20 protein-coding genes are annotated in these 20420 nt (G+C 70.7%); 7 read left to right on the top strand and 13 right to left on the bottom strand.

The window, feature by feature from the left end; translation table 11 throughout:
• Positions 1–65: 65 nt before the first annotated feature.
• Genes OIE53_RS28215 through OIE53_RS28180 form a run of 8 tightly spaced genes read right to left on the bottom strand, consistent with a single transcriptional unit; the run spans position 66 to position 8736 of the window.
• Positions 66–839, bottom strand: a complete 774-nt coding sequence (locus OIE53_RS28215; protein WP_327024461.1) for a 2-keto-4-pentenoate hydratase — start codon at positions 837–839, stop codon at positions 66–68.
• Entirely contained in the window at positions 836–1948 is a 1113-nt protein-coding gene (gene dmpG / locus OIE53_RS28210; RefSeq protein WP_327024460.1) for a 4-hydroxy-2-oxovalerate aldolase, read from the bottom strand. Before dmpG ends, OIE53_RS28215 begins: the two co-directional genes overlap by 4 nt.
• Positions 1945–2856, bottom strand: coding sequence for an acetaldehyde dehydrogenase (acetylating) (locus tag OIE53_RS28205; RefSeq protein ID WP_327024459.1), 912 nt, complete (start codon positions 2854–2856; stop codon positions 1945–1947). Before OIE53_RS28205 ends, dmpG begins: the two co-directional genes overlap by 4 nt.
• The gene (locus tag OIE53_RS28200; RefSeq protein WP_327024458.1) at positions 2853–3704 is read right to left on the bottom strand and encodes a 2-keto-4-pentenoate hydratase; all 852 of its coding nucleotides are present in this window, start codon (positions 3702–3704) and stop codon (positions 2853–2855) included. The genes OIE53_RS28205 and OIE53_RS28200 overlap by 4 nt, the downstream gene beginning before the upstream one ends.
• Positions 3701–5182 (bottom strand): 2-hydroxymuconic semialdehyde dehydrogenase, encoded by a 1482-nt coding sequence (locus OIE53_RS28195; RefSeq protein WP_327027469.1) that lies wholly within the window; start codon positions 5180–5182, stop codon positions 3701–3703. Before OIE53_RS28195 ends, OIE53_RS28200 begins: the two co-directional genes overlap by 4 nt.
• 20 nt (positions 5183–5202) lie before the next feature.
• The gene (locus OIE53_RS28190; RefSeq protein ID WP_327024457.1) at positions 5203–6537 is read right to left on the bottom strand and encodes an FAD-dependent oxidoreductase; all 1335 of its coding nucleotides are present in this window, start codon (positions 6535–6537) and stop codon (positions 5203–5205) included.
• Complete coding sequence (gene kynU / locus OIE53_RS28185; protein WP_442791412.1) at positions 6534–7811, bottom strand: kynureninase; 1278 nt, start codon at positions 7809–7811, stop codon at positions 6534–6536. The genes OIE53_RS28190 and kynU overlap by 4 nt, the downstream gene beginning before the upstream one ends.
• A gap of 25 nt (positions 7812–7836) precedes the next feature.
• Positions 7837–8736, bottom strand: a complete 900-nt coding sequence (locus OIE53_RS28180; RefSeq protein ID WP_327024455.1) for a tryptophan 2,3-dioxygenase — start codon at positions 8734–8736, stop codon at positions 7837–7839.
• Positions 8737–8884: 148 nt separating this feature from the next.
• Between OIE53_RS28180 and OIE53_RS28175 the strand changes: the two genes are divergently transcribed.
• The 3 genes from OIE53_RS28175 (at position 8885) to OIE53_RS28165 (ending at position 10839) form a co-directional block, all read left to right on the top strand.
• Complete coding sequence (locus OIE53_RS28175) at positions 8885–9367, top strand: Lrp/AsnC family transcriptional regulator (RefSeq protein ID WP_327024454.1); 483 nt, start codon at positions 8885–8887, stop codon at positions 9365–9367.
• An 89-nt stretch (positions 9368–9456) separates the two neighbouring features.
• Positions 9457–9987 (top strand): hypothetical protein, encoded by a 531-nt coding sequence (locus OIE53_RS28170; RefSeq protein WP_327024453.1) that lies wholly within the window; start codon positions 9457–9459, stop codon positions 9985–9987.
• Between the two features lie 15 nt (positions 9988–10002).
• The gene (locus OIE53_RS28165; RefSeq protein ID WP_327024452.1) at positions 10003–10839 is read left to right on the top strand and encodes a class F sortase; all 837 of its coding nucleotides are present in this window, start codon (positions 10003–10005) and stop codon (positions 10837–10839) included.
• A gap of 245 nt (positions 10840–11084) precedes the next feature.
• Here OIE53_RS28165 and OIE53_RS28160 read toward each other — a convergent pair whose 3' ends face one another.
• The gene (locus OIE53_RS28160; protein ID WP_327024451.1) at positions 11085–11618 is read right to left on the bottom strand and encodes an HNH endonuclease; all 534 of its coding nucleotides are present in this window, start codon (positions 11616–11618) and stop codon (positions 11085–11087) included.
• Positions 11619–11874: 256 nt separating this feature from the next.
• On the opposite strand from OIE53_RS28160, the gene OIE53_RS28155 reads away from it, so the two are divergent.
• The 3 genes from OIE53_RS28155 to OIE53_RS28145 all read left to right on the top strand — a co-directional run bounded on the left by OIE53_RS28155 (position 11875) and on the right by OIE53_RS28145 (position 14975).
• The gene (locus tag OIE53_RS28155) at positions 11875–12924 is read left to right on the top strand and encodes a mechanosensitive ion channel family protein (protein ID WP_442791363.1); all 1050 of its coding nucleotides are present in this window, start codon (positions 11875–11877) and stop codon (positions 12922–12924) included.
• Between the two features lie 223 nt (positions 12925–13147).
• The gene (locus OIE53_RS28150) at positions 13148–14494 is read left to right on the top strand and encodes an MFS transporter (protein ID WP_327027466.1); all 1347 of its coding nucleotides are present in this window, start codon (positions 13148–13150) and stop codon (positions 14492–14494) included.
• Between the two features lie 61 nt (positions 14495–14555).
• Positions 14556–14975: a globin gene (locus tag OIE53_RS28145; protein ID WP_327024450.1), complete on the top strand. Its 420-nt coding sequence runs from the start codon at positions 14556–14558 to the stop codon at positions 14973–14975.
• A gap of 119 nt (positions 14976–15094) precedes the next feature.
• Here OIE53_RS28145 and OIE53_RS28140 read toward each other — a convergent pair whose 3' ends face one another.
• From OIE53_RS28140 to ettA, 4 genes are all read right to left on the bottom strand, one after another.
• Positions 15095–15679, bottom strand: a complete 585-nt coding sequence (locus OIE53_RS28140) for a YbjN domain-containing protein (protein ID WP_327024449.1) — start codon at positions 15677–15679, stop codon at positions 15095–15097.
• Between the two features lie 131 nt (positions 15680–15810).
• Entirely contained in the window at positions 15811–16527 is a 717-nt protein-coding gene (locus tag OIE53_RS28135; protein WP_327024448.1) for a hypothetical protein, read from the bottom strand.
• Positions 16524–16967 carry an acyl-CoA thioesterase gene (locus OIE53_RS28130; RefSeq protein WP_327024447.1) on the bottom strand — a complete coding sequence of 148 codons (444 nt, stop codon included), beginning with the start codon at positions 16965–16967 and terminating at the stop codon, positions 16524–16526. The genes OIE53_RS28135 and OIE53_RS28130 overlap by 4 nt, the downstream gene beginning before the upstream one ends.
• A gap of 16 nt (positions 16968–16983) precedes the next feature.
• The gene (gene ettA / locus OIE53_RS28125) at positions 16984–18660 is read right to left on the bottom strand and encodes an energy-dependent translational throttle protein EttA (RefSeq protein WP_327024446.1); all 1677 of its coding nucleotides are present in this window, start codon (positions 18658–18660) and stop codon (positions 16984–16986) included.
• 327 nt (positions 18661–18987) lie between these two features.
• On the opposite strand from ettA, the gene OIE53_RS28120 reads away from it, so the two are divergent.
• The gene (locus OIE53_RS28120) at positions 18988–20388 is read left to right on the top strand and encodes an alpha,alpha-trehalose-phosphate synthase (UDP-forming) (protein ID WP_327024445.1); all 1401 of its coding nucleotides are present in this window, start codon (positions 18988–18990) and stop codon (positions 20386–20388) included.
• Positions 20389–20420: the final 32 nt, after the last annotated feature.

Below are 20420 nucleotides of genomic sequence, written 5' to 3'. Positions count from 1 at the left end.
GATCAAGCCTGACCGCCCGGAGCCGGTCGGGCTGCCCGGAACCCCCACCAGGCCGATCCGCGCGCTCATGACGCCGCCTTGAGGGTGGCGGTGCCGAGCTTCTCGACCACTGCCCGGACCTGAACCCCAGGCCGCAGCGGAACAGCCGCCGTGGCCGCGCCGGCCAGGAACACCCAGCCCTCACGCATCCGTACCCCGTGCCGTCCGGCCAGGCGGACCCCCTCGTCGAGGGCCCGGCGGGGGTCGCCGAGGATCGCCGCGGTCGAGCCGACCTGGGCCACCCGACCGTCGATCTCCAGCAACACCCCGAGGTTGTCCAGCCCGTCCGGCACCGGCGACCAGGGGCCGACCACGAAGGCGGCGGCCGAGGTGTTGTCGGCGATCACGTCCGGCAGGGAGAAGCTGAAGTTCGCGTACCGGGAGTCGATCAGCTCGATCGCCGGGGCGACCGCACGGACGGCGTCCGTGAAGGCCCCGACCGGCTCGCCCGGCTCGGGCAGCCGGTCCAGCAGGAAGGCCACCTCCGGCTCGACCCGGGGGTGGATGTAGGTCGACACCTCGACCGTGCCCCCGTCCGGCACCCACATCGCGTCCGTCAGCCGACCCCAGATGACCTCGTCGACCCCGACCTGGGCCATCTTCGCCTTGCTGGTCAGCCCCATCTTCAGACCGACCAGCCGCTCGCCCCGGTCCAGCCGACGCTGCACCAGGGCGGCCTGCACCCCGTACGCGGCGTCGACGTCCAGGCCGACCTCGGCGGCCAGTTGCGGAATGGCGGTGGCGGTGGTGGCGGCCTTGTCCAACTGCTCGGCGATGCCGGCCGGGTCCAGCCCGCTCATGCTTGCTCCTCGGTTCGCGGTTGCGTGGCCGTCGGGTCCCCGTCGCGGGCCGGGTCCCCGGCACCCTCGCGGACCAGGTCCAACGCCACGTCGACGATCATGTCCTCCTGGCCGCCGACCATCCGCCGTCGACCCAGCTCCACCAGGATCGAGCGGACGTCCACCCCGTAGCGGGCGGAGGCGCGTTCGGCGTGCCGCAGGAAGCTGGAGTAGACCCCGGCGTACCCCAGGGAGAGGGTCTCCCGGTCTACCTGGACCGGCCGGTCCTGCAACGGGCGGACGATGTCGTCCGCGGCGTCCATCAGCGCGAACACGTCACAGCCGTGCTTCCAGCCGTGTAGTTCGGCGACCGCGACGAAGACCTCCAGCGGGGCGTTGCCCGCCCCGGCGCCCATCCCGGCCAGTGAGGCGTCCACCCGTACGGTGCGCCCCGACGGCGATCCCAGCGGCCCGTCACCGAGGATCCGGCCGTGTTCGACCGCCAACACACTGTTGGCCACCCCGAGGGACAGGTTGTGGTGGGCGTGGATGCCGATCTGGGTGGTCGGCTCCAACACCTGCCGGTACGCGTCGACCCGCTGTGCCACGTCCGACATCAGCAGCCGGCCACCGGAGTCGGTGACGTAGACGCAGTGCGCCCCGTAGGACTCCATCAGTTTGGCCTGCGCGGCCAGCCCGGCCGCGTCGTTCATGTGCGACATCATCAGGAACCCGGACACGTCCATGTCGTTGTCCCGGGCCCAGGAGATGTGCTGGGCGGAGATGTCGGCCTCGGTGCAGTGGGTGGCGATGCGCACACTGGTCACCCCGAGGGCCTTGGCCGCCTTCAGGTCGGCGATGGTGCCGATGCCGGGCAGCAGCAGGGTGGTCAGCTTCGCGTTCGTCATCACCTCGGCCGCCGCCGCGATCCACTCGGCGTCACTGGCCGCACCGTGGCCGTAGTTGACACTGGACCCGGCCAGCCCGTCGCCGTGGGCCACCTCGATGGCGGCCACCCCGGCGGCGTCCAGGGCGGCGGCGATGGTCCGCACCTGGTCGACCGTGTAGCGGTGGGCGATGGCGTGCATGCCGTCGCGCAGGGTCACGTCCTGGATGTAGAGATCGGTCACGACGAGACCATCCGTTCGGCCGTACGCAGCGCGGCGCTGGTCATGATGTCAAGGTTCCCGGCGTACGCGGGCAGGTAGTGCCCGGCACCGGAGACCTCCAGGAAGACCGAGACCTGTAGGCCGGTCAGCTGCCGTCCCAGCGAGGGCACGTAGGTGTCCACCCGGTCGAACTGCACGTCCTGCTTGAGCCGGTAGCCCGGGACGTACTCCTGCACGTCGGCGACCATCTCGGCGACCGAGGCGGCGATGGCGGCCTGGTCGGCGTCCGGGTCGGGGCAGAGGCAGTAGACCGTGTCGCGCATCAGCAGCGGCGGCTCGGCCGGGTTGAGCACGATGATCGCCTTGCCCCGGTCGGCGCCGCCGACCACCTCGATGGCCCGGGCGGTGGTCTCGGTGAACTCGTCGATGTTGGCGCGGGTGCCCGGACCGGCCGAGCGGGAGGAGATCGAGGCGACGATCTCGCCGTACGCCACCGGGGTGACCCGGCGTACCGCGGCGACGATCGGCACGGTGGCCTGCCCGCCGCAGGTGACCATGTTGACGTTCGGCTCGGCCAGGTGCTCGTCCAGGTTGACCGGCGGCACCACGTACGGGCCGATGGCGGCCGGGGTCAGGTCGACCACCCGGCGGCCGTGGGCGCGCAGCACGGCGTCGTTGTGCCGGTGGGCACCGGCGGAGGTGGCGTCGAAGACCAGTTCGACGTCGGCGAACTCCGGCATCTTCACCAGGCCTTCCACCCCCTCGGCGGTGGTCGCCACCCCGAGGCGGCGGGCCCGGGCCAGGCCGTCGGAGGCCGGGTCGATGCCGACCATTGCCACCATCCGCAGCGACTCCGACAGCCGCAGCACCTTGATCATCAGGTCGGTACCGATGTTGCCCGACCCGATCACCGCCACACCGACGCTCATGAGGAGCCACCTTTCGTTCCCGACTGCGGGGCTCGCAAAACCGGCTCACTCCTCGCGCTCACGGGATCCAGGGAGAAGCAGGTCCGGACCGAGCCGAGGCCGGAGATCCGGGCCTCGTACGCCGCCCCGGGGGTGACCGACACCATCGGGCCCAGGGCTCCGGAGAGCACCACCTCACCGGCGCGCAGCGGCTCACCGGCGCGGGCCATCGTGGTGGCCAACCAGGCCACCGCGTGCAGGGGGTTGCCCAGGCAGGCCGCCCCGGCACCGACCGACACCGGCTCCCCGGCCTGCTCCAGCACCATCCCGCACAGCCGCAGGTCCACCTCGGCCAGCCGTCGGGGTGCGGTACCGAGCACGAACAGCCCACTGGAGGCGTTGTCCGCCACCGTGTCCACGATGGAGATGTCCCAACCGGCCACCCGGGAGTCGACGATCTCGATGGCCGGCAGCAGGTGGTCGACCGCACGGATCACGTCGACCGTGGTGACCCGCTCGTCGGGCAGGTCCGCGCCGAGCACGAAGGCGATCTCCGCCTCCACCCGGGGCTGGAGCAGCCGGTCGATCGGCACCTCCACCCCGTCCGGCACGGCCATGACGTCGGTGAGGACACCGAAGTCCGGCTCGTACACCCCCAGGTTCTCCTGGACCGCCCGGGAGGTCAGCCCGATCTTCGCGCCCACCCGGCGCTGCCCTGCGGCCAGCCACTGGCGTACCTGGTGCTGCTGCACCTCGTACGCCGCGGCCACATCCCCCTCGGGCAGCAGCCGCCCACGCAGGGGTGGGCAGGGCTTGCCACTGGTCCGGGCCTCGGTCAGTTCCTCGGCCGCTAGCTGAAGGTCGCTCATGACATGTCCACGCAGACGTTGGTGAGTTCGGAGTAGAAGTCGAGCGAGTGCACCCCGCCCTCCCGGCCGATGCCGGAGGCCTTCACCCCGCCGAAGGGGGTACGCAGGTCCCGCAGGAACCAGGTGTTGACCCAGACGATACCGGCGTCCAGCCGGGCCCCGGCCCGGTGCGCCCGGCCCACGTCCCGGGTCCAGACGGCCGCCGCCAGGCCGTACTCGGTGCCGTTGGCCAGCGCGTACGCCTCCTCCTCGGTGTCGAAGGGCGCCAGGTGCACCACCGGACCGAAAATCTCCTCGGTGTTGGTGCGGGCCTGCGGGCCGAGCCCGGCCAGCACGGTCGGCTGCACGTACGCCCCACCGTCGCGGGCATCACCGAAGTGCGGCACTCCCCCACCGGCCAGCACCTGGGCACCCTCGGTCCGGGCCAGGTCGTAGTGGCCGAGCACCTTGTCGCGGTGCCCGTGCGAGATCAGCGGCATGTTCACGGTCGCCTCGTCGGCCGGCCAGCCGTACGCCAACTCCCCGGCTCGCTTGGCCAACCGGGCGGCGAACTCCTCGAAGACCGGCCGCTGCACGTAGATCCGCTCGGTGCACAGGCACACCTGGCCACCGTTGGTGAAGCTGGACCGCACCGAACCCTCGACGGCCGCGTCCAGGTCGGCGTCGGCGAAGACCAGCCCGGCGTTCTTGCCGCCCAGCTCGAAGCTGACCGCCTTCACCCCGTCGGCCGCGGCCCGCATGATGGCCGACCCGGTGGCGGACTCGCCCGTGAAGGTGATCGCGTCGACCCCGGGATGGCGGGTGAGGAACTCACCGGCGGAGTCCGGGCCGAAGCCGTGCACCAGGTTGAACACGCCGGCGGGCACCCCGGCGGCGGCCATCACCTCGGCCAGCAGGGTGGCCGAGGCCGGGGTCTCCTCGCTGGGCTTGACCACGACGGCGTTGCCGCAGGCCAGGGCCGGAGCGACCTTCCAGGTCAGCAGCAGCAGCGGCAGGTTCCAGGGCACGATGATGGCCACCACGCCGACCGGCTTACGGACCGCGTAGTTGAGGGCCCGGCCACCGGTCGGGGTGACCGTGGTGAAGGACTCCGTCGGGGCGGTCGCCACGATCTCGGCGAAGGCCCGGAAGTTGGCCGCACCCCGCGGAATGTCCAGGGTCCGGGCCTGGGAGATGGACTTGCCGGTGTCCGCCACCTCGGCGGCCACCAGGTCGTCGAAGCGTCGCTCCAACTCCTCGGCTACCCGGCGCAGCACCTCGGCGCGTTCCCGCTCCCCCATCCGTCCCCACGGCCCGCGCAGCGCCGCCCGGGCGGCGGCCACCGCATCGTCCACCATGGAACGGTCGGCCTCGACCACCTCGAAGACCGGCTCACCGGTCACCGGGCTGCGCTTGGTGAACCGGTCACCGGTCGAGACGAACTCGCCGCCGACGAAGTTGCGCAGCAGCCCGGGGCCCTCCGGCGCGTGGCCGGACATCAGCCGGGAATCCCACAGGGTCATCCTCGCCTCCGGCGACCGAGAGCCAGCACCGCACCCGCCAGCACCGCGGCCGCACCGGCGGCGACCGCACCGAGCACCTGGTACTGCCGGCGGACCCGGCGACGCACCTGGGCGTACGGGACGGTGGTGAAGGAGACCAGTTCGTACTGGGAGACGTAGCGGCCCGGCAAGGCCCGCTCCAAGGCGTGCTCCACCTTCTTCCGGGTCTGGAACACCGGGGAGGCGACCTTGTCGCGCATCTCCACGAAGTTGGCCAGCGCCATCCGGGCGATCGCCTCGGCGTTGTCCTGCCGACGCTGCTGGTACAGCGGCAGGGCCGCCGCCCAGTCGTCGCCGCACTCGTCGAGGCAGTTGTCCAACTCGACCACGTCCTCGAAGGCGCAGTTCGCCCCCTGGCCGTAGAAGGGCACGATGGCGTGCGCGGCGTCGCCGAGCAGACCCACCCGCCCGTTGAACTGCCACGGGTCGCACCGCACCGTGCCGAGCACCCCTACCGGGTTGTGCTGGTAGTCGTCGACCAGGTTCGGGGCCAGCGGCGGCAGGTCCGGGTAGTGCTGGGCGAAGTACCGCTCGATCGCCGCCTTGCTGCCCAACGAGGAGAAGCTGGCGGTGCCGTGGTTGGGCCAGAACAGGGTGCAGGTGAAGGAGCGGTCCGGGTTCGGCAGGGCGATCATCATCGAGGTGCCGCGCGGCCAGATGTGCAGGGCACCCGGGTCCAGGGCGAAGTCCCCACCCACCGCAGGGATGGTGAGTTCCTTGTAGCCGTAGTCGAGGAAGTCGACGCTCTCGGTGAGCAGGCCGTGTTCCAGCAGCTGTCCGCGTACGGCCGAACCGGCGCCGTCGGCGCCGAGCACGACCCGGGCGTTCGCGGTGACCGTGCCCTGCGGGGTTTCGAAGGTCATCTGGGCGGTGTCCGGGTCCAGCCCGACCAGCCGGTGGTCGAAGGCGATCCGCACCTGCGGCAGCTTGGCGGCGGCGTCCAGCAGGGCGTTGTTCAACGCCCCCCGGCTGATCGAGTTGATCGCCCGATCGCCCTCGGCGCTGTACGGCTGGAAGTCCGGCTCACCGGCCACCGGGTGCACCATCCGGCCCCGCATCGGCAGGGCGTCGGCCATCACCTGCTCGTCCAGGCCGATGCGGCGCAGCGCGTCCAGGCCCCGCTCGGAGAGAGCCAGGTTGATCGAGCGGCCCCGCTCCGGGGTCCCTACCCGCGGGTCCGGTCGCCGCTCGTACAGGGCAACCGCGTGCCCCCGCCGAGCCAGGTAGCAGGCCAGCAGGCAGCCGGCCAGTCCGGCCCCCACCACCGCGATCTCGTCGTGCCGGGTGTTCACGCGTTCACCTCCACCGTCGCGGCCAGGGCCTCGGCGACTCGCCAGCAGTCGTGGTACGTCGAGTAGAGCGGCACCGGGGCGAACCGGACGATGTCCGGCTGCCGGGCGTCCGCGATCACCCCGTGCTCGTACCGCAGCCGCTTGGTCAGTTCGTTCGCGGTGCCTTCGCCGATGCGTACCGACAGCTGGCAGCCGCGCCGGCCGGGGTCTCGGGGGGTGACCACGGTCAACGGCCGGTCGGCGACCACCTCGTCGAGCAGCCGCTCCAGGTAGCCGGTGAGCCGCAGGCTCCGCTCGCGCAGCGCCGGCATCCCGACCGAGTCGAACAACTCCAGGGAGGTACGGACCGGGCCCATCGCGAAGATCGGGGGGTTGGAGATCTGCCAGGCCTCGACCGTGGCCGGGGGCCGACTCACCGGGGTCATCTCGAACCGGGTCTGCGCCGCCGTGCTCCACCAGCCCTCGAACCGGTGCAGGGCGGGATCTCCGTGGTGCCGCTCGTGCACGAACACCCCGCCCAGGGCCCCGGGACCGGAGTTCAGGTACTTGTACGAGCACCAGGCCGCGAAGTCGACCTCCCAGTCGTGCAGCGACAGCGGCACGTTGCCGGCCGCGTGCGCCAGGTCCCAACCGACGACCGCACCGGCGGCCCGGGCGGCGGCGGTGATGGTGGGGATGTCCATCAGCTCGCCGGTGAGGTAGTTGACCCCGCCGAGCAGCACCAGCGCCACCGTGTGGCCCTCCGCCGCCAGGAAGGCGGTCACGTCCTCGGTACGCAGGTTCTCCTCACCGGGACGGGGGGTCAGCCGGACCACTGTGGTGTCCGGGTCCAGCCCGTGGAACCGGGCCTGGCTGCGCACCGCGTAGCTGTCCGAGGGGAAGGCGGTGTCCTCGATGACGATCCGGGTCCGCTCCCCGAAGGGCCGGTAGAAGCTGACCATCAGCAGGTGCAGGTTGACCGTCAGGGAGTTCATCACCACGGTCTCGCTGGGCCGGGCGCCGACCAGGCGGGCCGCCGGGGCGGTCAACAACTCGTGGTACGGCAGCCAGGGGCGTTCCGCCTCCAGGTGGCCCTCGACCCCCAGCCGGCTCCAGGACTCCAGGTCGGCCAGCAGCTCCGTACGGGTGGCCTTGGGTTGCAGGCCCAGGGAGTTGCCCGCCAGGTAGGCGGTCTCCGGGTAGCGCCCGCCGTCGGCCGGGGGCACATGGAACAGGTGCCGGTGGCCCGGCTCGGCGGCGTCCAGGCGCAGCGCCTCGGCCTCACCGGCACTCATGGTCTCGTTCTGGTTCATCCTCGCCTCACATCGCCGTCCGAGCCGACCACAGCTCGGGGAAGACCACCCGGGCCATGCTGCGTTGCAGCCAGGCCAGCCCCGCCGAACCACCACTGCCGACCTTGGCGCCCATGGTCCGCTGCACCGCCTTGACGTGGTGGTGCCGCCAGTCACCGAACTGCTCGGCAACCTCGGTCAGCGCCTCGCCGAGCATCCGCAGGTGGTTGTCCGGGCCGTTGTCGGCGTAGATGCGGACCCAGGCCGCCTCCACCGCGGCGTGCGGCTGGTGCTCCTCGCGGACCTCCCGCTCCAGCAGCTCGGCGGGGATCTCGTGTCCCTGCCGGGCCAGCAGGGCGACCACCTCGTCCCAGACACTGGGGGCGGCCAGGGTCGCGTTGAGTTCGGCGTACACCTCGGTCTGCCGGCGGAAGGGCCGGATCAGGGTGGTGTCCCGCAGCCCCAGCAGGAACTCCAGGTGCCGATACATGGCCGACTGGAAGCCGGAGCCCTCGCCGAGCAGGTTGCGGAAGCGGTTGAAGTCGGCCGGGGTCATCCAGCGCAACCCGTGCCAGGCGGCGTTGAGGGCCTCCAGGTGCAGGGCGGCCCGGCGCAGCGGGGCCAGGGCCTCCCAGACCCGGTCGGCGCGCAGCAGTCGGGAGGTCTCCCGCAGCTCGTGGCAGGTCAACCCGAAGTACAGCTCCATGATCTGGCTGACCATCAGGAAGGACATCTCGCCGGGGTCGTCACTCAGCGGCTGTTGCAGTCTGTGCAGTGTGCTGGCCTGCACATAGGCGTCGTACGGCACCCGTTCGGCGAACTCCAGGGTCGGCTCGCCGCCGTTGCGGGCGGCACGGGCCGCCCGTTGCTTACCGGTCACCGGACGCACCGCCGTCCGGGTTCCCGGGCGCAGCTCGGTCTGCTCCATCCGTCCACTCCTTCCTGGCTGGCGATTCCAGACATGATCTCTCGGCGTCACCCCCGGATGGAATGCCTCTTCAACGGCGGTACGCCCGGAGGACCTGCCGAACGTGAGGCGATAGCGGTAATTGACTTGTCAGACGTAAGGTCTACGCGTGGACGAGATGGACTGGGCCCTGCTACGTGAGTTGCAGGCCGACGCACGGTTGTCCTTCAGCGAACTCTCCCGCCGGGTGCACCTGTCCCCACCTGCGGTGGCGGAGCGGGTCCGCCGGCTGGAGGAGAGCGGGGTGATCACCGGCTATCACGCGCATGTCGACCTGACCCGGGCCGGACGGACGGTCGTCGCGTTGATCCGGATGTCCTGCTACGGGACCCGGTGCATCCTGCACGACCCCGAGGTCGCCACCTGGCCGGAGATCCTGGAGATCCACCGGATCACCGGGGACGCCTGCAGCGTGCTGAAGGTCGCGGCCGGTTCGATCGGGGAGTTCGAGGGGGTCATCGACCGACTGGCCCCGTACGGCCAGCCGTCGAGCACCATGGTGCTCTCCTCCCCCCTCAACTGGCAGCCCCTGACCCGATGCAAGGAAGGACCTTCCGCCAACCCCGCCGGCAGAGGACGGACCCCCGCTTGACACCCCTGCCGGGTTAGTGGGCGGAGCAGGGGGAAAGCACCGCGGGTCAGCCCAGCAGGACCGGTGCGCCGGTGCCGGGAGGGAGGATCATGCGGGGTCTGCGAGCGTACGGAGGCGTGCTGCACGCACCCTCGACCATCGTCCGACTTCTCGGGGCGTTCGCACTGATCGGGGCGTTCGTCCTGTTCGGTGCCGCACCGGCCCGAGCAGGTGAGAACACCTTCATCGAGGTGACCCCGAACAGTGTGCAGGCCGGTTCCCGGGTGCACCTGCGGGCCAGTTGCGACAACGCCAACAACCGGCAGGCCGAGGTCGAGTCGGAGGCCTTCAACCGGGTCTTCCTTCGACCGGACAACGGCTTCCTGACCGGTGAGGTCACCGTGCCGGGCAACAAGGCCGCCGGGGACTATCCGGTGAACCTGCGGTGCGGCAACGGCCAGAACGCCAGCACCAACCTGACCGTGCTGAACATGCAACAACCCACCAAGGGCCCGGCCACCGGAGGTGGTGGCACCGCCGGACCGGGCACCGGCTCGACCCTGCTGCTCGGCGGCGTGGCGGTGGTAGCCGCAGCGGTGGTCTTCGGGCTGGTCAGCAACCGACGCCGGACCGGTTCCTGACCCAGGGCGGACGCCATGATCGGCCACCGCGTACCGGTGCCCGAGCCGCGTCCGGCCCCACGGCCGACCGCCACCCGCCGGAGCACCCGAGTCTGGCGGAGGGCGGTGGCCGTGGCCGGCCGGCTCGGCCGGGTCACCGCGCAGATGGGTACGGCCAGTGTCACCACACCGGACCCCTCGACCGCCCCGGTGCCACCACGGGCCCGTCGGGCCTGGTCGGCGGCGACCCGGAACGGGTTCCGCAGCGGCCCCGGACTGCCCGTGGTCCTGATCGCCAGCCTGATGCTGTTGATCGTCACGATGCTCGGGGTCGAGCGACTGACCGGGTTCAGCCTGCTACCGGACCGCTTCATCGCCGGGCTGGCACCACCGCCCAAGAAGTTCCCGCTGCTGCCGGCGAGCCGACCGGTCGGCATCGAGATCAACAAAATCGACCTGGCCGCGCCGGTGCACGAAGTCGGGGTGGCTCCGGACGGCAGCATCGCCGCACCGACCGCGGAACGCGCCCAGGAGGCCGGCTGGTACGACCAGGGCCCCTCACCGGGCCAGTACGGCCCGGCCGTCATCGTCGGGCATGTCGACACCAGCACCGGGCCGGCGGTCTTCCAGGACCTGCGGCAACTGCGGGCCGGTGACCAGGTCGGGGTGGCCCGCACGGACGGCAAGGTCGCGGTCTTCGAGGTCGACCGGGTCGGCCGGTACGACAAGGAGGCCCTGCCGGCCGACGAGGTCTTCGGCGACTTCAGCCGGCCGCAGCTTCGGCTGATCACCTGTGGGGGGCGCTGGGTCGGGGGTTCGACTGGGTACGCGGACAATGTGATCGTCTTCGCTTCGTTGGTGGAGGCTCGGTGATGCTGTTGCGGTTGTGGGGTTTGCGGGGGAGCCCGACCCGCTCCGGGCGGTCAGGCTTGATCCCTGCGCGGGTCGGGCTCCCCCGCAAACCCTCGGGCGACCGGCTTCGCGGTCCGGTGGCGGGTGCGTCTGGTGGGGCCGCGGTAGCCAGCGGGGGTGAGGTGGCAGGGGCGGTGGCTGGCCGGGGACGGCGGCCCGGGCGGTAGCCGGCGGGGTGAGAAAGCTGAGGCGGTAGCCGGGGGGGGTTAGGCGGCTTCGGGTTCGCGGAGGTCTAGCCAGTCGGCCCAGCGGGGGTCGGGGGCTCGGTGACCGAGTACTCGCCAGGCGATGCCCTTGGGTGCGGTGGGCAGGGAGTGCAGTCGCCAGCCCAACTCGGCGGGGGTCTTGTCGCCCTTGGTGTGGTTGCACCTGGCGCAGGCGGCGACCACGTTCTCCCAGGCGTGTGGGCCGCCCCGGCTACGCGGGAAGACATGGTCGATGGTCTCGGCCGGCCCTCGGCAGTAGGCGCAACGCCAGCCGTCCCGGGCGAAGATCGCCCGACGGGACAGACCAACATGGGTTCGGTAGGGAACCCGGACGAACCGGGTCAGCCGGACCACCGAGGGCACCGGTAACGCGCTGCGGGCGCTGTGCAGGATGCCCTCACCGTCGGCTACACAGACCGCCTTGGCGGAGAGCACGAGGATCGCGGCGCGACGCACCGACACGACACACAGCGGCTCATAGGTGGCGTTGAGAACCAGCGCGCCGGAGCCCACCGTGGGTCGTATGTCAGGCATCGCGTCACCCTCCCGGTCAAGCGGCTATCAACTCGCCACCGCCGACCGGTGCAGGACACAGCCATACACCATGTCGACGCCGGCCGAATCACCGACGTCCGTTGCGCCAATCGTCCCTGATCGGACCGGCGAATGCACGCCCTAATCCTGGGTAGCCCGCAGAGCTTTCGCCCGGGATTCGGTGTCGGCGGGGCCCGGGGTCACCCGGCGGTGGGTCGGTCACCGGCCCGCCGGGAGGTTGCGGTACGAAATCAGGGTGACCGTCAGCATGCTCAGCCCCTCCCCCGGCCCCTCCACCCCGGCCGCGGAGGAGACCCCCAGTCCGGAGTGCCTGAACGAGATCGTCTGCAAGTGGGTGTGGACCAACTTTGACTCCGTGTGGTTCGCCGAGGGCAGCTACTGGATCCTGGTCAAGCCCCTGCGGATCCTCCTGATCCTGTTGCTGGCGATCGCCACCCGCTGGCTGGTGCACCGCACGATCCGGCGACTGGTCCGCACCACCAGCGACGCGGGCGTACCGACCATGCTCCGGCCGCTGCGTGAGCGCATCCCCAGCGCCGCCACCGAGCCCGGCGAGTTCGTCCCTGAGCGGCGTCGGCAGCGGGCCGAGGCGATCGGCTCCGTGCTGCGCAGCCTGAGTACGGCGTTCATCTTCGGCATCGCCGTACTGATGGTGCTCAAGGAGTTCAGCTTCGACCTGGCGCCGCTGCTGGCCAGCGCCGGCATCGCCGGGGTGGCCCTGGGCTTCGGCGCACAGAGCCTGGTCAAGGATCTGATCGCCGGTCTGTTCATGCTGATCGAGGACCAGTACGGGGTCGGCGACAACGTCGACCTGGGCGAGGCCACCGGGGTGGTCGAGGCGGTCGGCCTGCGGGTCACCACCGTCCGGGACGGGCGGGGGGTGCTCTGGTACATCCGCAACGGGGAGATCGTCCGGGTGGGCAACAAGAGTCAGGGCTGGGCCCTGGTGGTGATCGACCTGCCGATCGGTTTCGCTGGCAACGAGGAGGCCACCGCGGTGCTGCGTACCGCCGCCGCCTCCGTCGCGGTGGACCCGGAGTTGGCGGCCTCGATCGTCGAACCGCCCGAGGTGCTCGGCGTGGAGCAGGTGACGGTGGACGGCACGGTGATCCGCACGGTGGTCAAGACCACCGCCGACGGGCAGGGCGCCGTGGGCCGGGAGTTGCGCCGCCGGCTCGCGGAGGCTCTGGAAAATTCCGGAATCACCGCCCGGATCGCTGCGGTACGGGCCCTGCCCGGGTACCTGCGGGACGACAACGAGACTGGTCAGGGCGGGGCTACCTGAGCAAACGGCGAGGGGGTCGCGGCCGAGCAGCCCCTCGGGTATCGTCCGTTCGTTCAGTCAGAGATGCGACGATCCAACCGTTCGCCCTAGCCAGTTGTCAGACGATCGGGCAGAATCCGGTGCACGCGCTCCCCGAGCGTGGTCACGTCCTCGCTGATTCGTAGATCTGACGATGGCCTCGGGGCGGCCATCATGAGTGGCCTGCCACCGGCCGATGGAGGCGATGGTGTCGGACGAGCGGCCTCCTCCGGAAGGTCCGGCCACTTTCCGTGAGGTCTTCGCCCAGGGGGAGTACCGCGCCGTCTTCCTGGCCAGCACGCTGACCTGGATCGGCGACTATGTCGCCAAGGCGGCGGTCACCCTGCTCGTCTACCGGGAGACCGACTCCGTAGCGCTCTCCGCCGCCGCCTTCGCGGTCAGCTACCTGCCCTGGCTGATCGGCGGGCCGCTGCTGGCCACGATCGCCGAGCGGCACCGTTACCGCCAGATCATGGTGGTCTGTGACCTCATCCGGATGGCCTTGATGCTGCTCATCGCCATCCCGGGGATTCCGGTGCCGCTGATCCTGGCCCTGCTGTTCGCCACCACCCTGGCGAATCCTCCGAGCCAGGCGGCCCGGTCGGCGTTGATGCCCCTGATCCTGCCGGGCGACCGACTCGTCGTCGGAATCTCGGTCAATGCCAGTGTCGGGCAGGCCGCCCAGGTGGTCGGCTACCTGCTCGGTGCCGCGGTGGCTACCGTCAACACCACCGCCGCGCTGGTGATGAACGCCACCGCCTTCGCCATCTCGGCGGCCCTGGTCCGCTTCGGGGTCCGCGACCGGGCACCGGCGATGCCCAGCACCCACCGGCGGCACCTGCTCCGGGAGACCGCCGACGGGTTCCAGCTGGTGTTCCGTACCCCGGTGCTGCGGGCGATCGCGATCCTCGTCTTCGGCGCCATGCTCTGCTCCATCGTGCCCGAGGGGTTGGCTGCCGCCTGGGCCAACGAACGCGCCGACGGCGGGATGCACGCCGGTGTGGCGCAGGCTCTGATCATGGCGTCCAGCCCGGTCGGGTTCATCCTGGGTGGGCTGTTGATGGGCCGGGCGGTGGCGCCGGCCCGGCGGATCGCGCTGCTGCGTCCACTGGCGGTCATCGCCCCCCTGGTGCTGGTGCCCGCCCTGCTGGACCCGCCACCGGCGGTGGTGGCGCTGCTCGCCGCCGCCTGCGGGTTCGCGGTGGCCGGCATCCTGCCGGTGGCGAACAGCCTCTTCGTCCAGGCCCTGCCGCACGGCTACCGGGCGCGGGCCTTCGGGGTGATGGCCACCGGGGTCCAGGTGATCCAGGGCGCCGCGGTCCTGGCGACCGGTCTGCTGGCCGAGCACTACCCGATTCCGATCGTGGTCGGTCTGTGGAGTGCCGCCGGGGTGGTGCTGATGGCCCTGGTCGCCCGCAGCTGGCCCGACGCGCAGACCGTGGCGGCCACCGTCGAGGCAGCTCAGCGGACCCCTGCCGGGGCGGCCACCCCGCCGGAGGACCCGGATCCGGGCAGTGTCGGGCCGGGTCGACCCCGGCACGCGGTGAGCTGAACCACCCCCTCGGCGCCTCCCGGCCCGGTCACCGGCGGACGATGCCTGGCAGGATGGAAGGGTGAATCCCGCAGGTGAGTCCGAGCCCCGCGGCGAGGCGGTGACGCTGTACGAAGCCGTCGGCGGCGAGCCCACGTTCCGCAAGCTGGTCGATGAGTTCTACGCCGGCATCGCCGGCGACCCCTTACTCCGCCCGATGTACCCGGAGGACCTGGAGCCGGCCGCCGACCGGATGCGGCTGTTCCTCATGCAGTACTGGGGCGGCCCGAACACCTACTCCGCCCAACGCGGCCACCCCCGGCTGCGGATGCGGCACGCGCCCTTCCGGATCGGCGCAGCCGAACGGGACGCCTGGCTGCGGCACATGCGCCAGGCGGTCGACAGCCTCGACCTGCCGCTGGCGACCGCCACGGAGCTCTGGAACTACCTGGAGCGGGCGGCCTACTTCATGGTCAACGCCATGGAGGACCCGGCCGGCTAGGCGGCGGCCCCGCAGCGACGCCCCCGGCCGCAGCTCGACCGGGGTGCCGTGCTCGGCCGAGGTCAGGGCCGGGCGGCCCCGTCACGGCCGGGCGGCCCCGTCACGGCCGGGCGACCTCGTCAGAGCAGGGCACCCTCGTCGTGCAGCCAGTCGACGAAACTCGTGGCGACGGCGGCGCCGCAGTCGAGCAACTCGACCAGCAGCGCGTCGTGGGCGCCGGCGGCGAGTGGCACCTGCAACTCGGCGTAGATCGGCAACTGCCCCCGCTCGGTGGCGTCGCCGACGTACGCCTTGCAGAAGCGTCGGGTGTGGTTCCACTCGTTGACCACCCGGTAGGCCCGGTCGGCCCAGTCCGGCGGCACGGTCGCGTGCGGGCGGGCCCGGAGCACCAGGATCTCGTCCTCGGGGCCTTCCAGGGCGACCAGCACCGCATGGCGCTCCCACATGGCCAGCAGGTTGCCGTCCCCGTCAGCGAGATAGCGCACGTCGAGCAGGTCCAGGGCGTCGCAGATGCGGCCCAGGGTGACCGGTTCGACAGTAGCTGACATGTCGGCGATCAAGGGATGCTCCCCGGCCGGGCAGTCATCCTCGGGTTTACGGGGCGTCGGCGGCCCGACTCTGACGGCCTCCTCCACTGTGACCCTGCTTCGAGTTTCCGGGTCGCCGCCACTGGCGGGACCGGGGCGCCATGACCACCACGGCATCGCTCGCGCACCTCACTCCCCAGCGGATCCAGTTGCATACGGTGGGTTGGATCCGAGGATGGACGGTACCCGGACAGTCGAACCGAAGCATCCCCCCAACGCCCGCCCCAAACCAGAAGGTTGAGGGGTGATCATACTTTCGGAGGAGCAGAAAGCGGTTGCAGGGCAAGATCCATAGCCTTCTGCGACCAGACGGCTCCATACGGTCCCACCAGGGCGACCCAACGGCCAGCCACGCGTACCCGAACATCGTCAGTGCTCGACGAATCGTGGGCGGACCCCAGGAATCCCATCCGGATCAACCCCTGCACCAGTCGCTGAGTGACCTCCACCGGACGGTCAGGCGCGTCGTCCGGCGTCACCACTACGGCGACATGATCCAGCAGAGCGTCGCGCAGGGTCCGCTGCCCCACCGCCCGACCTCCGACGCCGTGGGTCGTGGCCGTACGCAGGGTGCCGGCGGCGGCCTCGGCCAGCCGGCGCAACTCACCGCCCGGCAGGACCTCCACCGGTCGGCTGGCCGCCGGCGGCAGCGCCCAGCGCCACTGGGAGTCACGCGAGGTGGGCAGCCCGGTCCGGCCGGCCGCCAACTCGGCCAGCAACTGCCCGGCGGCCACGGTGACGTCCCCGGCACCGGGGCCGGAGACCGTCCGCACGGCCAGCACCCCCCAGGGCAGCCGAGCCCACAGGGCCGTACGCCCCGGCGTACCGGCCGGACGCAGCCGCACCAGGGCGGCCGGCTCCAGGCGGACCAGGCGAGCCAGGAAGGCCCCGGCGTCGGCGACCCCCTCGATCCCGTGCCGGGTCTGCGCGGCACCGGACTCCGGTGCCGCGCCGCCCTCGCTCATGCCACCTCGTCCGGGGCGTATTCGAGCAGGAGGGCGCGTTCCTGCTCGGTGAGTCGCCGGGGCACCTGCCGGACCAGGTCGAACGGCACCAGCACCGAGCGCGCCTGGCTGACCAGCAGTTCTCCGTCGTACATCTCGTAGCCGAGGATGAAGGAGGCGGCGCGGACGCGTTCCACCCACATCTCGATGCGTACCGTGGGGGCCGCCTCCGCGCTGGCCCGAGCCAGGGAGTAGTCGACCGGGCGCAGGTAGTCGACCTCGTGCCGACGGATGACCACCCCGTCGGCGAACGAGTCGATCCCCCGCGCCCGGGCGCCGACGAACATCAACGCCACCCGGGCCTCCTCGTAGAGGGTCAGGAACCGGGCGTTGTTGACATGGCCGTACGCGTCCAGGTCGGACCAGCGCAGGGTGCAGTGATAGATGAACCGATCAGCCAAGACGGTCGCTCGCCGGTCAGTCGCGGGTCAGCTTGCGGTAGGTCACCCGGTGCGGTCGGGCCGCCTCCGCGCCGAGTCGGTCGACCTTGTTCTTCTCGTACGCCTCGAAGTTGCCCTCGAACCAGAACCACTTGGCCGGGTTCTCCTCGTCGCCCTCCCAGGCCAGGATGTGGGTGGCCACCCGGTCCAGGAACATCCGGTCGTGGGAGATCACCACGGCACAGCCGGGGAACTCCAACAGGGCGTTCTCCAGGCTGGACAGGGTCTCCACGTCCAGGTCGTTGGTCGGCTCGTCGAGCAGGATCACGTTCCCGCCGATCTTGAGGGTGAGCGCCAGGTTGAGCCGGTTCCGCTCGCCGCCGGAGAGCACCTTGGTCGGCTTCTGCTGATCGGGCCCCTTGAACCCGAAGGCCGCGATGTAGGCCCGGGAGGGCATCTCGACCTTGCCCACCATGAGGTAGTCCAGCCCGTCGGAGACGACCTCCCAGACGGTCTTGTCGCCGTCCAGGCCCTGCCGGTTCTGGTCGACGTAGGACAGCGAGACCGTCTCGCCGACCCGGACCGAGCCGCTGGTCGGCTGCTCCAACCCGACGATGGTCTTGAACAGGGTGGTCTTACCGACGCCGTTCGGGCCGATGATGCCGACGATGCCGTTACGCGGCAGCGAGAACGACAGGTTGTCGATCAGCACCCGGTCGCCGAAGGCCTTGGTCAGGTTCTGCGCCTCGATGACGGTGTTGCCCAGGCGCGGGCCCGGCGGGATCTGGATCTCCTCGAAGTCCAGCTTGCGGGTCTTCTCCGCCTCGGCGGCCATCTCGTCGTACCGGTCCAGACGGGCCTTGGACTTGGTCTGCCGGGCCTTGGCGTTGGAGCGGACCCACTCCAACTCCTCGGAGAGGCGCTTCTTCATCTTGGCGTCGCGGCGCCCCTCGACGGAGAGCCGGGCAGCCTTCTTCTCCAGGTAGGTGGAGTAGTTGCCCTCGTAGCCGATGGCCCGGCCCCGGTCCAGCTCCAGGATCCAGCCGGCCACGTTGTCCAGGAAGTACCGGTCGTGGGTGATCGCCAGCACGGTGCCGGGGTACTTGGCCAGGTGCTGCTCCAGCCACTGCACGCTCTCCGCGTCCAGGTGGTTGGTGGGCTCGTCGAGCAGCAGCAGGTCCGGCGCCTCCAGCAGCAGCTTGCACAGCGCCACCCGGCGGCGCTCGCCACCGGAGAGCTGGGTCACCTCGGCGTCCGGCGGCGGGCAGCGCAGCGCGTCCATGGCCAGTTCGAGCTTGGAGTCGATGTCCCAGGCGTCGGCGTTGTCCAACTCCTCCTGGAGCCGGCCCATCTCCTCCATCAGCTCGTCGGAGTAGTCCGTGGCCATCTGCTCGGCGATGGCGTTGAACCGCTCCAGCTTGGCCTTGGTCTCCGCAACCGCCTCCTCGACATTGCCGAGGACGGTCTTGGCCTCGTTGAGGGGCGGCTCCTGGGCCAACATGCCGACGGTGTAGCCGGGCATCAGCCGGGCCTCACCGTTGCTCGGCTGGTCCCAACCGGCCATGATCTTGAGAAGGCTGGACTTACCGGCACCGTTCGGGCCGACCACACCGATCTTGGCCCCCGGCAGGAAGTTCAGCGTCACGTTGTCGAGCACGACCTTGTCGCCGTGCGCCTTGCGCGCCTTATCCAGGACGTAGATGAACTGGGCCACGGTGCGGGCTACCTCCGTCGGTACTTGATCGCTGATGTGCGTGACACGCGCCAACGTGCGGGGCGCGGAACGCGCCGTGGCCCCCCACCTTGAGCGGGAGTCGGCCGCGCACACGCCATCGTCAATCCTGACAGGTCCGCCGGGCCCCGCCCACATCGCCCCGCCCGCCTGAGCAGAGGTCGTCACGGTGACCTGTCAACATGATCACGTACAAGGTTCGGCCGGGCTGGGACGGGTACCTCACTCCGGCACTGAGCACCAGACGCCGCAGATACGCTCAGTACGCTCATCGCGGTGGACCCGTCAGCAACCCGGAGGTGGCCGATCGTGACCGTCCGTAGCTCCTTTGTCGTTGTGGCGAACCGCCTACCGGTCGACGAGGTGAGCACACCCGAGGGACGGCAGTGGCGACGCAGCCCTGGCGGGCTGGTCACCGCCCTGCACCCCGTCCTCGCCGAGCATCAGGGCACCTGGGTCGGGTGGGCCGGTGGCACCGGCGCCGCCCCCGAGCCGTTCGACCTGGAGGGCATCCGGCTGCACCCGGTGCCGTTGAGTGCCGAGGAACTTGAGCGCTACTACGAGGGCCAGTCCAACGCCACGATCTGGCCCCTGTACCACGACGCCGTCGAGACACCGGCCTACAAGCGTCGCTGGCGTGAGGCGTACCGGCTGGTCAACGCCCGGTTCGCGGAGGCTGCGGCGGAGGTGGCGGCCGAGGGGGCCACCGTGTGGGTGCAGGACTACCAGCTCCAACTGGTGCCCGCCATGCTCCGGGAGCTGCGCCCCGACCTGCGGATCGGCTTCTTCCTGCACATCCCCTTCCCGCCGATCGAGCTGTTCATGCAGATGCCGTTCCGCGCCGAGATCCTGCGCGGGCTGCTCGGCGCCGACCTGGTCGGGTTCCAGCAGCGGCTGGCCGCCCAGAACTTCGTCCGGCTCGCGCGTCACCTGCTAGGTCTGCGCTACGAGGGGCAGATGATCCAGGTGGACGGGCGCCAGGTGAAGGCCGGGGCCTTCCCCATCTCGATCGACACCAAGGAGATGGAGCGACTGGCCGCGGACCCGGCCATCCAGGCCCGGGCCAAGGAGATCCGCGAGGAGTTGGGCAACCCGCGCACCATCATCCTGGGGGTGGACCGCCTCGACTACACCAAGGGCATCGAGTTGCGACTCAAGGCCTTCCGCGAGTTGTTGGCTGACGGAAAGTTGACAGTCCCAGACGCTGTTATGGTGCAGGTAGCCACACCGAGCCGCGAGCGCGTCGAGCACTACCAGGCACTTCGCGTCAAGGTTGAGCGCGAGGTCGGTCGGATTAATGGCGAATTCGGCCGGGTCGGTGTGCCTGCCGTGCATTATCTGCATCAGTCGTACAGTCGGACCGAACTTGCTGCGATGTACGCCGCCGCCGACGTGATGATGGTTACCCCGCTGCGAGACGGTATGAACCTGGTGGCCAAGGAGTACGTCGCATCAAGGGCGGACCACGGGGGCGCACTCGTACTCAGTGAGTTCGCCGGCGCGGCCACCGAGCTGCGTCAGGCGTTCCTGTGCAACCCGCACGACCCGGACGCTGTCAAGGACGCCCTGCTCCGGGCCGTGCATGTGGAGAAGCCGGAGGCTCGTCGCCGTATGCGGACTATGCAACGCCACTTGCGCACCCATGACGTGGGGCACTGGGCTAAGTCTTTCCTCACCGAACTCGGTGTACCCGACATGGAGGCGGCGTGAGCGCCCCCTCCAACGAGATCATCGTGCCCACG

Origin of the sequence: Micromonospora sp. NBC_01739, assembly GCF_035920385.1 — a bacterium.
In the GTDB taxonomy this organism is placed as follows: domain Bacteria; phylum Actinomycetota; class Actinomycetes; order Mycobacteriales; family Micromonosporaceae; genus Micromonospora.
Note: the sequence above shows the minus strand (reverse complement) of the source record. Positions and strands in the feature narration are given on the sequence as shown.

Excerpts from the sequence above, each read along its gene's own strand:
- OIE53_RS28215 (WP_327024461.1), bottom strand. The coding sequence starts at position 839 with ATGAGCGGGCTGGACCCGGCCGGCATCGCCGAGCAGTTGGACAAGGCC.
- OIE53_RS28205 (WP_327024459.1), bottom strand. The coding sequence starts at position 2,856 with ATGAGCGTCGGTGTGGCGGTGATCGGGTCGGGCAACATCGGTACCGAC.
- OIE53_RS28200 (WP_327024458.1), bottom strand. The coding sequence starts at position 3,704 with ATGAGCGACCTTCAGCTAGCGGCCGAGGAACTGACCGAGGCCCGGACC.
- OIE53_RS28195 (WP_327027469.1), bottom strand. The coding sequence starts at position 5,182 with ATGTCCGGCCACGCGCCGGAGGGCCCCGGGCTGCTGCGCAACTTCGTC.
- kynU (WP_442791412.1), bottom strand. The coding sequence starts at position 7,811 with ATGAGTGCCGGTGAGGCCGAGGCGCTGCGCCTGGACGCCGCCGAGCCG.
- OIE53_RS28180 (WP_327024455.1), bottom strand. The coding sequence starts at position 8,736 with ATGGAGCAGACCGAGCTGCGCCCGGGAACCCGGACGGCGGTGCGTCCG.
- OIE53_RS28170 (WP_327024453.1), top strand. The coding sequence starts at position 9,457 with ATGCGGGGTCTGCGAGCGTACGGAGGCGTGCTGCACGCACCCTCGACC.
- OIE53_RS28165 (WP_327024452.1), top strand. The coding sequence starts at position 10,003 with ATGATCGGCCACCGCGTACCGGTGCCCGAGCCGCGTCCGGCCCCACGG.
- OIE53_RS28160 (WP_327024451.1), bottom strand. The coding sequence starts at position 11,618 with ATGCCTGACATACGACCCACGGTGGGCTCCGGCGCGCTGGTTCTCAAC.
- OIE53_RS28150 (WP_327027466.1), top strand. The coding sequence starts at position 13,148 with ATGGTGTCGGACGAGCGGCCTCCTCCGGAAGGTCCGGCCACTTTCCGT.
- OIE53_RS28140 (WP_327024449.1), bottom strand. The coding sequence starts at position 15,679 with ATGCCGTGGTGGTCATGGCGCCCCGGTCCCGCCAGTGGCGGCGACCCG.
- OIE53_RS28135 (WP_327024448.1), bottom strand. The coding sequence starts at position 16,527 with ATGAGCGAGGGCGGCGCGGCACCGGAGTCCGGTGCCGCGCAGACCCGG.